This window comes from Paraburkholderia sp. J63 (genome assembly GCF_905220245.1).
Classification (GTDB): Bacteria; Pseudomonadota; Gammaproteobacteria; order Burkholderiales; family Burkholderiaceae; genus Paraburkholderia.
In genome coordinates this window covers 88,969-101,798 of sequence record NZ_CAJMZF010000015.1, presented here as the reverse complement: position 1 = coordinate 101,798, position 12,830 = coordinate 88,969, and the positions used below count along the sequence as shown (strand labels likewise).

Genomic DNA, 12,830 nt, shown 5'->3' with positions numbered 1-12,830 from the left:
GCACGCCCGCACCGGCGGCGCACGCAACCACTACACTTTCAAAATCGGCCGCGCCGAATCGTCTAGAAACTGGATGGGCGAGCGCCCAGCCCGCGCGGCCGCGCCCACGCAAGGCCGCGTCTGCCACGGAGCTTCGCTAGATGAGCAGCAGCACTGACGACAAGACGGTCATCGTGTCCGCATCGGGCGGGCAGGACGCGCCACGCGCGGACGACGCAACGGCCGCGACGGTGATTCACAACGCATCGCTGCACGCGCCGCCAGCCGATGAGGCGGCGGCGAAGACCGAAGGCGCGGAGCCGGCGCAGACGTCAACATCAACGCCAGCGCCCGTGCAGGCACAAGCTTCTCAGGCGAACTCGCAGACGACGCCAGCAGAGGCGAGCGCGGCAACTGCAACAAGCGCGACGAGCGTGGCAAGTCCAGCCGCGGCCATGTCCGAAGCGGGCCACCAGGCCCTGCCCTTCAATACGCGCATCGCCGAGTTCGAGATCGTCGGGTTGATCGGCGAAGGCGGCTTTGGCATCGTCTACCTCGCCTGGGACACGCTGCTGCGCCGCCACGTGGCGCTCAAGGAGTACATTCCGGCCGCGCTCGCCGCGCGCGTGGCGGGCAGCGCCGAAGTCACGGTGCGCTCGCAGCGCCACGAGGACACCTTCCGCGCGGGGCTCAAGAGCTTCATCAACGAGGCGCAGCTGCTCGCGCAGTTCGACCATCATTCGCTCGTCAAGGTCTACCGCTTCTGGGAGGCCAACGGCACCGCCTATATGGTGATGCCGTACTACGAAGGCGTGACGCTCAAGGAGACGCTGCGCCAGCTCGGCGCGCCGCCCACCGAGGCGTGGCTGCGCGCGCTGCTCGCGCCGCTCGTCGAGGCGCTCGCGGTCATGCATGCGGCGCAGTGCTTCCATCGCGACATCGCGCCCGACAACATCATGCTGCTCAAGGGCAGCCAGCGTCCGCTGCTGCTCGACTTCGGCGCGGCGCGGCGCGTGATCGGCGACATGACCCAGGCGCTCACCGTGATCCTCAAGCCCGGCTACGCGCCCGTCGAGCAATACGCCGAAGTGCCGTCGATGAAGCAGGGCCCGTGGACCGATATCTACGCGCTCGCCGCCGTGGTCTATTACGCGATCGAGGGCAAGACGCCGCCCGCTTCCGTGGGCCGGCTGATGGGCGACACCTATGCGCCGCTCGCGACCACGGCGGCGGGGCGCTACAGCGACGCGTTCCTGCGCGCCATCGACCACGCGCTCGCGGTGCGGCCCGAGGACCGTCCGCAGGACGTGCGCGCGCTCGCGGCCGAGCTGGGGCTCGCGCCCGGCGGCGATGGCGCGGCGGGTCAGGCGGGCGCGGGGCTCGAATTCACGCAGCCCTATGCGCTGCGTGAGGGGGAGACGGCGCTGCCGCTGCCGGGGGATGGGGCGTCGGCGGTAGGGTCGCGGGCGTCGGCGCCCTCGTCTGGATCGGCGGGGGTTCGTGGTTTGTCGGCTTCGGCGGCCGCTGCGGTGGGAACGGCGGCAGCGGGATCGGCGCCCACGCGCGCGGCGGCTGGCGCCGGTGCAACACCGACCGCCCCGCACAAGCGCCGCGCGCCGCTCGCGGCAGTGGGCGCGGGCGTGGCCATCGTCGCCGCGGTGGGGGCCTGGCTCGCGCTGCGGCCCACGGGGGCTCCGCCGCTGGTGAGCCAGCACGTCAATCAGCACGTCAACACGCCGGGTGCCGAGGCACCCGCTCAAACTCAGGCAACCTCGCCCGCCAGCACCGGCGCCGCGACCAGCCTGCCGCCCGTGCCACCGCCGGCCGCGGTCACGGCCTCGCCGGCTCCGGAAACGGCCGCGCCGACAACGCCAACCACCGCCGCCACGGCACCCACCGCGCCCGCGAACGCCGCGCCACCAACCGCCGCGCTCGCGCCCTACACGCCGGCCAGCGAGTTCGAGCGCATCGTGACGCTCGCCGACCCGTCGATCGACGTGCACACGACGCTGCGCAGCACGACCGCGCGCATCAAGAAAGACTTCCTGCAGTTCCAGGTGACGAGCAACCGCGCGGGCCGCGTCTACGCGTTCATGGTCGATCCTCAGGGCGACTATCTGATGCTGCTGCCCAACGGACGCGACAAGGCCAACACGATCGCCGCCGGGCAGACGCTCACGCTGCCGCGCGCGAGCTGGCCGATGCTCGCCGACGCGCCCGCGGGCCCCATCCACTTTCTCGTGATCGTGTCGCCCGAAGTGCGCGACTTCTCGGGCGCCGGGCTGCACAACGGCGACGTCTTCGCCGATTTCCCGGCGCGCGCGCAACGCGCCGCCGCGGCGCGGCGCACGGCGGACTACTCGCCGTTCGCGGGCAAGGCGCGCTGCGCGAAGCCTGGCGCGGCGGCAGGAGCCGCCGGTTGCAACAATGCGTTCGGCGCGGCGACGTTCGAAATCGACGTGGTTGGCGACAACGGCGGCTAGGCCCCGGCAACTGAAGCACCCACTCCGGATCGACAGGAGACCGTCATGGACCGATCGCTCTTTCTGCTCGCCGCGGCAGCGGCCGCACTCGCCGGCTGCGCGAGCGACAATCCGGCCAGCTCGGTGGTGATCGGGCCGGCGGAGCATGCGCAGGCCGGCAGCGCGCAAGCGGCAATGGCCGTGCAAGCGCCGGCCACGACGTCTGTTGCGAATGCGGCTCAATCGCCGTCGGCGCCAACCGTGGCCGCGAATCCGGCCGCGATGGCGGGATCGGCGAACCCGGCAATTCCGGCAAGCCCGGCGATGCAGTCGGCGACGGCTGCGCCGCAACCGGGTACGCCGCCCGCTGGATCGACTGGATCGGCTGCATCTGCCGCATCGACCACATCAACCGCTCCACCAAACCCAGCCGCCCCACCTGCCGCCGCCTTCGCCACACGCCACGCGTGGTACCAGGCCGCGCGCTTTTCCGATCTGCCAGGCTGGAACGCCGACGACCTCAGCGGCTCGCTCGACGCCTTCAAGCGCAGTTGCGGCGTGCTCGGCTCGCGCAGCGGCTGGGCCGCGCCCTGCGCCGCCGTGCGCAACGTCGACGTCGCCAGCGCCGCCGCCATCCGCCACTTCTTCGAGACGTACTTCGACGTCTACCAGATCCGCAACACCGACCGTAGCAGCGACGGCACCATGACCGGCTATTACGAGCCGCTCCTGAACGGCAGCCGCCAGTACGGCGGCGCCTACGTCTACCCGGTCTACGGCGTGCCTGAAGACATGCTCTACCTCGACGCGCGCCGGCTCGGCGGCGCGGCGCGCGGCAGCATCACGGCGGCGCGCCTCGAAGGCCGCACGGTGATCCCGCTGCCGGGCACGATGCCGGGCAGCGCGAAGGGCGTCTACGCGCTCGACCTGCGCGACAGCGTGCCCGATATCCGCGACAAGAAAATGCGTCTGCGTCGGGACGGCGATCGCATCGTGCCGTACTACACGCGCGCCGAGATCGAGCGCGGCGCCGCGCGCGCGCCGGTGCTCGCGTGGGTGGACGACCCCGTGCTGCTCTATTCGATGCAGATGCAGGGCTCGGGCAAGATCCGCATGCGCGACGGCACGATCCGCCGCGTGGCCTATGCCGAGCAGAACGGCCGGCCCTTCCTGCCGCCCATCGCGCACGCGGGCGCGAGCGGACGCAAGCTCAAGGTGCGCGGCATCGAGATGGATATCGACGTCGCCGACGACGACAGCAACAACGACAGCGGCAGCCCCGACCTCATCGCCGACGCCAACGGACCACAGGGCGCGCCAGGCACACCGGGCACGTCTGCGGGATCGCAGGACAGCGGCGCCTCGTCGACGGGCGCGAACGACAGCGAAGACGACCAGCCCGTCTCGCCGCTGCTGCGCGGCTTCAAGCTCGCCAACGTGGGCCCGTCGACGAGCGGCGCCGCGCGGGCCGCCGTCGCGAATGCGCAGCAGCCGCCCGCCAAAACGGCGAACGTGGGTGGCATGGGAACGGCAGCGGCAGCCACGAGCGGCGGCGGCGGCGCGAGCATCGCCACGGCGCTCGACGCGAACGCGCATCCGAAGCACGCCTTCGCGACCTCGGATCCGAGCTACGTGTTCTTCCGGCCGATCCCCGACTCGCCGAACGGGCCGATCGGCGCGCTCGGCGTGCCGCTTTCGGCGGGACGCTCGGTGGCCGTGGACCCGCGCACGACGCCGCTCGGCGCGCCCGTGTTCGTCGCCACGCGCGACGACCCGCAAACGCCCGGCGCCGTGAATCGCCTGATGATGGCGCAGGACTCGGGCGGCGCGATCCAGGGCGCGGTGCGCGCCGATTATTTCTATGGCTTCGGGCAGTTCGCGCAAAACGAGGCGAGCCGCACGAAGGAGCGTCTGCGCATGTGGCTGCTGCTGCCCAAAGGCCTGCACGTGGCCGCGCAGGAATCGGCGACGAAGACGCGCGGGCTGTCGAGCCAGTCAAATGCGCAGTCGAATGCGGATTGCCTCGTGGCGGACCCGCAATTGTGTGTGGATGATGATGTGGGGGGTGGGCAGTGAGGGGAATGGGCATGTCGGATATGCGCGCTCCCGTCGGTTCGCGTGTGCGCGTATTCGCTTGTTCGCGCACACGAATTCCGGTTGGCGTTTCTGCTTTTAAGCCAGGCCCCGGCCAATTGCAGAGGCGACGAAGTAAAACAGCACCGTCCCGATGATCAAGCGAACAAGTCGTGGCACACCCTTGACGTGATCGACGCCGGGGCGCGCGCTCAGCCAACCGGTCAGGGCAAATGCGAGCGATGGTCCAAGCACGTATACGAGGAAAAGCGAAGAAGCCCACCAGGGTAAGGAACATGGGCCTATTTCGTCACAGTCACCCGATATTCGCGGCATAAGGTTGAGTTGCAGTTTGTGCGGCATATGACTGGTCGTCCACATCGCCGCCCACGTCGTTACGATTCCGACGATGAAAAACAGTGCCGCCCAACCGATGCGTTTCACATGACCTCCCAGAACAGTATCGTTTTCGAGCGGCTCAAATCGGAATATCCCATTGACGTGCCGGGTATTCGTGCGCTCGATATACCCAACCTTCTTCCAATCACGCTCAATAAATCCAACGCACCGGAAATCGTCAATCGCGATCCGTTCCAAAGATCGATATGTCCGCCGCTCGAGGTCGCCGCGGACTCGCCGTGCCGTGCCCAGTAACTGTCGAACATGACGATTCCCGTACGCCCACGGATCCTGGATTCCCAATCGCTCCCTGTGACGTCCTCAGGCTTTTGGGGCAAGCCGCAAAAGGGTTGCTTGCTCAGCCATGAACCAAGTTGATCCGCTCGCGTCGCAGTGAATTTACCGTCGAGCAAGATGCGTCCAAATTGGTCGCCGGATTTTATTGTGACGTTCGCTGGCGTAAACGACTTCATTTCGATGCCGATCTTGTGAAATGTAGCGCTCATTCGAATCGCGCATTGGTTGCTGTATCCTGGCGGCACCTTGCCAGCTTCGTCCCGATATGGATCGCCCGTTACATAGTTGCCCCAAAGGTCTGCGAATGTCGTGGCGCGAACATGAATCTTGCATACGGATCCCTTCGTAGCGTTTGTTTTCACACGAACGCGCTGGGCAAGGACACTCATTGTGCGCCTCCCGTTCTTGCAAGCGCTTCGTCTCCCCAATAGACCATGTACTCGCTCTCGCCTTCGGTATCAATGCGAGGCAGCAGCCCATTAGCCTCAGCTTTCCCTGAAAACGTCCGTCCATCAGCAAGCTCGATATAAAAAGGCATCCCGGCGATGAATGCCGATACGAGATGGGCTTGCTCGTCGAATCGTATATCCGATGGAGCGGCCGCTACGTCGTGCGCGGTCGCCCGCATACCCCTTGCCGCGCCGGAATCCTCAAACCAGGAAGTACAGTTCGGATCGGCCAGCAGGCGCGGCGGCTCGGAGCACTGGCAACACACGATGTCGCCTTCGAGCGCCAACGCCACGCCACAGTGAATATGCCGGCGCGGGCCGCCAGCCTTGGCGATCGGACCCGCGGTCTTGCAGGCGTTACAAAATGCCAGGCTTCCGATATTGGCGGCCGGCCTGCCGCGGATGCTGAATGGTCTTCCTGACCCGAAAGGTTCTATGTAGCCGCCCGTTTCGGGTTGGTCACCAATACAAACGTATCGACGCATCATGGAGTTTGTCCCCTCATAGCACGCGAAGGCTGCATCAACCGGACGGCTGCGCCCCATCGACCCTGCAATGTCGGCGTCCATCCGCGCTTCGTCCACGAAAACCGGGACATCGCGTGACCAAGGTCAGAGGCAATTCACACTGGACTGACGCCACTGCAACCGCCCCCACCTCTGCGCGCCAATCCGATGCCCTCGCCGCATCCCGGTTATCATCGCGCTCTTGCGAGTCACAACCGCCAACCGCCACACCAATCTTTCACCAGGCTTTCGCCAGCCCAGCCCGGCAAGCGCTTCAAACCATGCCCCAAACCCCCTTCGACGCCGTGCTCTTCGACTGTGACGGCGTACTCGTCGATTCGGAACGCATCACGCATATCGTGCTGGTCCAGATGCTCGACGAACTCGGCTGGACGCTTTCCGTCGACGAGGCGATGGGCATTTTCGTCGGCAAGATGGTGAAGGACGAGGCGGCGCGCATCGAGCGGCATACGGGCTTTCGCCTCACCGAGGCCTGGCTCGAAAGCTTTCGCGCGCGCCGCAACACGGCGCTCGAGCGCGACCTCGTCGAGATCCCGGGCGCGCCGGCCGCGGTGCGCGCCGTGCATGCGGCCTTTGGCGGGCGCATCGCGGTGGCCTCGGGCGCGGATCGCCACAAGGTCGAGCTGCAACTGCGCAAGGTGGACCTGCTCGACTGCTTCGAAGGGCGCATCTTCAGCGGCCACGAAACCCCGCGCAGCAAGCCGCATCCCGACGTCTACCTCGCGGCGGCCGCGGGCCTGAGCGCGGCGCCGCAGCGCTGCGCCGTGATCGAGGACACCGTGACGGGCGCGCGCGCCGGTCTCGCGGCGGGCGCAACCGTGTTCGGCTACAGCCCCGGCACGCCGGGCCACAGCAGCGCCCAGGCGCTGCACGAGGCCGGCGTCGCGCACGTGTTCACGGACATGGCGCAACTGCCCGCCCTGCTCGCGAGCTGGGGTGCGCACTAAGGTCAGCAGCGCCGCCGGACCGGCGTCCGGCATCGCCATGAAGCCCTTGTGAAATTGACCCGCCGCCGTGGCGTTCGCGCGACACGGGCAAGCGCCGGGGCAGCAAAAAACAGCATCCAGAGAGCACGCGCGCGCTCATTCCACTACCATCCGTGGATGGCGTCGCAGGCTGGAAAATCGTCAAGAAGCAGCCGAAAAAGATAGTTTGCTACCGAATCGCTTTACGCTATCATCGCGCCGATGTCGAATCTTCATACTTTACGTCTCGCCGTCAGCAGCACGCTCGTCGTGGCTGCCCGCAAATGGCGGCGCACGAGTCATGGTGCGCTGGCCGCCTACAACGTCTCCGAAGCCTGTGCCGCGCCGCTGCTCACCGCCGGGCGCCTCGGCGAGGCCGTGCGCCAGGTGACGCTCGCCGAGCACGTGGGCATCGAAGGTCCCTCGCTCGTGCGCCTGCTCGACCAGCTCTGCGCCGCGGGCCTCGTGCGCCGCGACGAAGATCCGGACGACCGCCGCGCCAAAACCATCTCGCTCACCAACGAAGGCCGCGCCGTCACCGCGAAGATGGAGGACGATCTGCGTGCGCTGCGCGCGCGCGTCCTCAAGGGCGTGAGCCGCGCCGAGCTCGAAACCGCGCTGCGCGTGCTCAATGCGTTCAACGCGGCGGACCCGGCCAACGCCACCCTTCATGACTGAAAGCTGAAAGCGGCCCCATGACTTACCCCTCCATCCGCGACTGGCTTTTCTCGGTGAAGACCTTCGCCGCGGCGATGCTCGCGCTCTATATCGGGCTGGTGTTTCAACTGCCGCGTCCGTACTGGGCCATGGCGAGCGTCTATATCGTCTCGAACCCGTTCGTGGGCGCCACGCGCTCGAAGGCGCTCTATCGCGCGCTCGGCACGGCGCTCGGCGCAGCGGCCGCGATCACGCTCGTGCCGCCGTTCGTCGAAACGCCGCTGCTGTTCAGCGTGATCGTGGCGCTCTGGACCGGCACGATGCTCTATCTCGCGATTTCGGACCGCACCGCGCGCAGCTACGTGTTCATGCTCGCGGGCTACACCATGCCGCTCATCGCGCTGCCCACCGTGACCGATCCCTCGACGATCTTCGACGTGGCCATCGCGCGGACCCAGGAGATCACGCTCGGCATCATCTGCGCGAGCGTGGTGGGCAGCAACATCCTGCCGAGCCGGCTCGCGCCCACGCTCATCGAGCGCGCCGACGCGTGGTTCCGCGACGCCGCCTTCTATGGCAGCGAAACGCTCTCCGGCCAGATCGCGGGCAAGGCGCTTTCGGCCTGCCGGCAGCGCATGGCCGCCACCGTGAACCAGCTCGAATTCCTGCTGAGCCAGCTGAGCTACGACCACACGCATCCGGAGATCGTCGCGCGCGCGCAAGACCTGCGCGGACGCATGCAACTGTTTCTGCCGATGATTTCCGCGCTCGCCGACCCGCTCATTGCCTTGCGGCGCGATCTGCATACGTGGCCCGAGGGCCTCGACGCGCTGCTCGCCGACGCGGCCAAATGGTTCGACGCCCCGCTGCCCACGCGCGCCGCCGAGATCCACGACGACGCGGGCGACCCCGTGGCCGAGAGCCTGCGCGCGCGCGTGGCCGCGCTGCAGCCTGCGCACGACGCGCTCACGAGCTGGGAAGGCGCGCTGCTCTCGAACGCGTTGTGGCGCCTCGGCCAGGTGATCGACGTCTGGCAGGACTGCAGAACATTGCGCGCGCTGATCGCGCACGAAGCGGGCACGTGGCGGCCGCGCTACCGGCACTGGCGCCTCGGCGGCACCGAGCGCTTCTACGACCGCGGCCTCATGCTGTTCTCGTGCCTCGTGCCGATGAGCGCGATTCTCGTGGCCTGCTGGCTCTGGGTCAGCTCGGGCTGGCACGACGGCGCAGGCGCCGTGACGCTCGCGGCCGTGGCCTGCTGCTTTTTTGCCGCGCTCGACGAGCCCGCGCCCATGGTGTTCCGCTTTTTCCTCGCGACCGCGGCGAGCGTGGTGTTCGCGGGCCTCTATCTGTTCGTAGTGCTGCCGAGAGTGCACGACTTCGCGATGCTCGTGCTGTTGTTCGCTGGGCCGTTCATCCTGATCGGCACGCTCATTCCGCGCCCCGCGTTCAACATGGTGACGATGCTCGTGGCCGTGAACACGGCCACCTTCATCAGCATCCAGAGCGCCTACGAGGCCGACTTCTTCGTATTCCTGAACAGTAATATCGCGGGCGTCGCGGGCCTGCTGTTCGCCTATGTGTGGACGCGCGTGACGCGCCCGTTCGGCGCGGAGTTTGCGGCGAGGCGCCTGTTGCGCTCGAGCTGGTCGGACGTGGCGCTCTCCGCCGGCGCCGGGCCGATCGACGATCAGCGCAATCTGGCCTCGCGCATGGTCGACCGGCTCATGCAGCTGATCCCGCGTCTCGCGGCATCGGACGAGCATCGCCATCCTTCGATCGAGAGTTTTCGCGACCTGCGCATCGCGCTCAACGCGCTGGACCTGCGCCGTTCGCGCCGCAAGCTCGACGGCGACGTGCCCGCCGCCATCGACCGCGTGCTCGCGGGCGTAAGCGATCATTACGCGCGCTGCGCGCAGGCGAGCGAACGCCAGAACGCCCCGCCCGCACTGCTCGCCACCATCGACGACGCGCTGCATCGCGTGACCACGCGCGGCCTCGCGCAGGAAGCCGCCGATGCGGCGGATTCCGGCACGGCGGGCGCTGCGGGCATGACCGGCGAAAGCGCGCAAACGCCATCGCCGACTCCGCCGCAAGCGCGCTTCTCGCAGCGCTGGCTGCGCGACACGCTGCATGCGCTCGTGGGCCTGCGCCTCTCGCTCTATCCCACGCTGGTCGCCCAGCGTCCCGGCGAAAGCGCTTCGGGGATAAATCGATGAGCGCGCAACCTTTTTATCTACTTTCGACTTCCGCACCATGATCGGCGAAATCGACATCTTCGGCGTGTTCGTGCCCGCCGTGCTCGTGCTGATGCTGATCGCGTACCTCATCAATGTCGTGATCGGCAATGTGCTCACGCGCGTCGGCTTTTATCGGCTCGTATGGCATCGTTCCATTTTCGATCTCGGCATTTATGTTTTCGTGCTGGCCGCCGTCATCATCGTCTCGCATCGCTTCGTGAACTAACGTGAAAAAAACCTGGTTCTCCGCAGGACAGATCCTGCTGACGCTCATCGTCGTCGTCGTGGCCGCGCTCGTGCTGTGGCGCATCGTCAACTACTACATGTTCTCGCCGTGGACACGCGACGGCCGCGTGCGCGCCGACGTGATCCAGGTCGCGCCCGACGTGGGCGGCCTCATCACCCAGGTCGATGTGGTCGACAACCAGCCGGTCAAGAAAGGCCAGGTGCTGTTCGTGATCGACCAGGCGCGCTACTCGCTCGCGCTGCGCCTCGCGCAGGCCGCGCTGCAAAATCGCGAGGCCTCGCTCGCGCAGGCAAAGCGCGAGTACGCGCGCAACCTCACGCTCGGCAATCTCGTCGCGAGCGAATCGCTCGAAGAGAGCCGCACCAAAGTGGACCAGGGCGAGGCCGCCGTGGCCGACGCCCAAGTCCAGGTGGACACCGCCAAACTGAACCTCCAGCGCACGACCATCGTGAGCCCCGTGGACGGCTATCTGAACGACCGCGCGCCGCGCGTGGGCGAGTACGTCACGGCGGGCCGCGCCGAGCTCTCCGTGGTGGACATGCATTCGTTCCGCGTGGATGGCTACTTCGAGGAAACGCGCCTGCACGGCATCCGTATCGGCCAGCCTGTGGAGATCACCGTGATGGGCGAGCCGCGTCCGCTGCGCGGCCACGTGCAGAGCATCGTCGCCGCCATCGAGGACCGCGACCGCCAGCAAAGCCCCAACCTGCTGCCGAACGTGAACCCCGCGTTCAGCTGGGTCCGCCTCGCGCAGCGCATTCCGGTGCGCGTCGCGCTCGACGAAGTGCCTGACGACTTCCGCATGATCGCGGGCCGCACGGCCACCGTCGCCGTGCGCACCGAAGAGAGCGACAAGCAGAAGACCCGGAGCGGTGCGACGGCCGGCGCGAGCAGCGCCAGCGATGCTGCCAGCACGGACAGCACGAGCGGAGCGGTTGCTGCTTCGAACACGGCCGTCGCACCCGTGATGGCGAGCGGAGCCTCGCAATGACGCGCCGCAGTCTCTGGCGCTCCTTCGCGCTCGCGCCGCTCACGATCGCGCTGGGCGCGTGCATGAACCTCGGCCCCAACTACAAGGTGCCGCAGGACGCGCTCGTGAACGCTCCGCTCGCGCAAGGTGCCATCGCGGGCGCCGATCACGCGCCCGTTTCGCAGAACGAAGTACCCAGCGACTGGTGGCGTCTCTACGACGACCCGACGCTCGACCAGCTCGTCCAGCAGGCGCTCCAGTCGAACACCAGCCTGCGAGTGGCCGCCGCGAATCTCGCGCGCTCGCGCGCCCTGGTGGAAGTCGCCAGCCAGCAAGGCGGCTTCTCGGGTAATGCGAGCGCCGGATTCCAGCGCGCCCAGGTATCGGCCGAGCAATATCTGATGTTCAGCAAGGTGCCGGTGGGCAACCTCGGCGACCTCGGCATCAACGTGTCCTATGAGTTCGACCTGTTCGGCAAGCTGCGCCGCGGCGTGGAGGCGGCGCAAGCCGACGACGAGGCCGTGCTCGCCGCCGCCGATCTCGCGCGCATCACCGTGGTCGCCAGTGTCGTGCAGGCCTATGTCGAATCGTGCTCGGCCGGTGAGGAGCTCGCCATCGCGCAGGAATCGCTCAAGCTGCAGCAGCAGCGCGTGGCGCTTTCGAAGCGTCTGCGCGACGCGGGCCGCGGCAACCAGCCCGACGTGACGCGCGGCCAGACGCAAGTGGAAACACTCGCCGCCGACATTCCGCGCTTCGAGGGACGCCGCCGCGTCGCGCAATACCAGCTCGCCATGCTGCTCGCGCGCGCGCCATCCGACCTGCCGCCGGCCGCGCTTGCCTGCAACCGCCTGCCGAAGCTGACCCAGCCGATCCCGGTTGGCGACGGCGCGGCGCTCTTGCGCCGCCGCCCCGATGTGCGCGAGGCCGAGCGCCAGCTCGCCTCGTCCACGGCGCGCATCGGTGTCGCGATGGCGGAAATGTATCCGTCGATCAGCATCGGCGCGGGCGTGGGCACGATCGGCCTCACCGACGATCTGTTTTCGTCGAAGACCAATAGCTGGTCGTTCGGACCCCTGATCAGCTGGAACTTCCCCGTGAACGGCCAGCGCGCGCGTGTGGAAGGCGCACAGGCCGCCACGGCCGGGGCGCTCGCGCACTTCGACGGCGTGGTGCTCAACGCGCTGCGCGAAACGCAGACGAGCCTCGCCACCTACGCCGCCGACGACCAGCGCGCCGACGCGCTGCGCACGGCCTATGCATCGGCGCAGCAGTCCGCCGACGAAACGCACCGCCTCTTTGCGGCGGGCCGCGAGTCGTTCCTCTCCGATCTCGACGCGACGCGCACGCTCACCGGCGTGCACGCCCAGGTGGCGTCGGCCGAAGGCCAGGTGGCGCTCGATCAGGTGAAGCTATTTCTCGCGCTGGGCGGGGGGTGGGAGCCGGATCAGGAGAAGCCGGCGCTGGCGCCGTCGGGACAGGCGGAACCCGCCGCGCAGTCTTCCGGGGCTGATCGGCCGAAGGCTGCGCAATAAGCGATTGAGGGTAGGCGCTCAGCGAACCGACAT

Annotated in this window: 11 protein-coding genes; 8 read left to right on the top strand and 3 right to left on the bottom strand. The window is 67.9% G+C overall.

The annotated features are described in order from the left end of the window. The first annotated feature begins 140 nt into the window (after positions 1 to 140). Positions 141 to 2,462: a serine/threonine-protein kinase gene (locus tag U5775_RS18220; RefSeq protein ID WP_322059483.1), complete on the top strand. Its 2,322-nt coding sequence runs from the start codon at positions 141 to 143 to the stop codon at positions 2,460 to 2,462. A 45-nt stretch (positions 2,463 to 2,507) separates the two neighbouring features. After that, the gene (locus U5775_RS18215; RefSeq protein ID WP_322059482.1) at positions 2,508 to 4,517 is read left to right on the top strand and encodes a murein transglycosylase A; all 2,010 of its coding nucleotides are present in this window, start codon (positions 2,508 to 2,510) and stop codon (positions 4,515 to 4,517) included. 96 nt (positions 4,518 to 4,613) lie between these two features. On the opposite strand, the gene U5775_RS18210 is transcribed toward U5775_RS18215, so the two are convergent. The 3 genes from U5775_RS18210 to U5775_RS18200 are packed head-to-tail and all read right to left on the bottom strand — an operon-like array spanning position 4,614 to position 6,228. Then, positions 4,614 to 4,958 (bottom strand): hypothetical protein, encoded by a 345-nt coding sequence (locus tag U5775_RS18210; protein WP_322059481.1) that lies wholly within the window; start codon positions 4,956 to 4,958, stop codon positions 4,614 to 4,616. Then, positions 4,955 to 5,599: a type VI secretion system amidase effector protein Tae4 gene (locus U5775_RS18205; RefSeq protein WP_322059480.1), complete on the bottom strand. Its 645-nt coding sequence runs from the start codon at positions 5,597 to 5,599 to the stop codon at positions 4,955 to 4,957. The genes U5775_RS18210 and U5775_RS18205 overlap by 4 nt, the downstream gene beginning before the upstream one ends. Further along, a complete protein-coding gene (locus U5775_RS18200) occupies positions 5,596 to 6,228 on the bottom strand; it encodes a PAAR domain-containing protein (protein ID WP_322059479.1) in 633 nt (210 codons plus the stop codon). The genes U5775_RS18205 and U5775_RS18200 overlap by 4 nt, the downstream gene beginning before the upstream one ends. A 218-nt stretch (positions 6,229 to 6,446) precedes the next feature. Here U5775_RS18200 and U5775_RS18195 point away from each other — a divergent pair, with 218 nt between their 5' ends. The 6 genes from U5775_RS18195 to U5775_RS18170 all read left to right on the top strand — a co-directional run bounded on the left by U5775_RS18195 (position 6,447) and on the right by U5775_RS18170 (position 12,797). Beyond that, positions 6,447 to 7,133, top strand: coding sequence for an HAD family phosphatase (locus tag U5775_RS18195; protein WP_322059478.1), 687 nt, complete (start codon positions 6,447 to 6,449; stop codon positions 7,131 to 7,133). 240 nt (positions 7,134 to 7,373) lie between these two features. Beyond that, the gene (locus tag U5775_RS18190; RefSeq protein ID WP_322059477.1) at positions 7,374 to 7,829 is read left to right on the top strand and encodes a MarR family winged helix-turn-helix transcriptional regulator; all 456 of its coding nucleotides are present in this window, start codon (positions 7,374 to 7,376) and stop codon (positions 7,827 to 7,829) included. Between the two features lie 17 nt (positions 7,830 to 7,846). Then, a complete protein-coding gene (locus tag U5775_RS18185; RefSeq protein ID WP_322059476.1) occupies positions 7,847 to 10,027 on the top strand; it encodes an FUSC family protein in 2,181 nt (726 codons plus the stop codon). A gap of 37 nt (positions 10,028 to 10,064) precedes the next feature. Then, positions 10,065 to 10,274, top strand: coding sequence for a DUF1656 domain-containing protein (locus U5775_RS18180; protein WP_322059475.1), 210 nt, complete (start codon positions 10,065 to 10,067; stop codon positions 10,272 to 10,274). A 1-nt stretch (position 10,275) separates the two neighbouring features. Next, positions 10,276 to 11,286, top strand: coding sequence for an HlyD family secretion protein (locus tag U5775_RS18175; protein ID WP_322059474.1), 1,011 nt, complete (start codon positions 10,276 to 10,278; stop codon positions 11,284 to 11,286). After that, positions 11,283 to 12,797 carry an efflux transporter outer membrane subunit gene (locus tag U5775_RS18170; protein WP_322059473.1) on the top strand — a complete coding sequence of 505 codons (1,515 nt, stop codon included), beginning with the start codon at positions 11,283 to 11,285 and terminating at the stop codon, positions 12,795 to 12,797. Before U5775_RS18175 ends, U5775_RS18170 begins: the two co-directional genes overlap by 4 nt. Positions 12,798 to 12,830 lie beyond the last annotated feature (33 nt).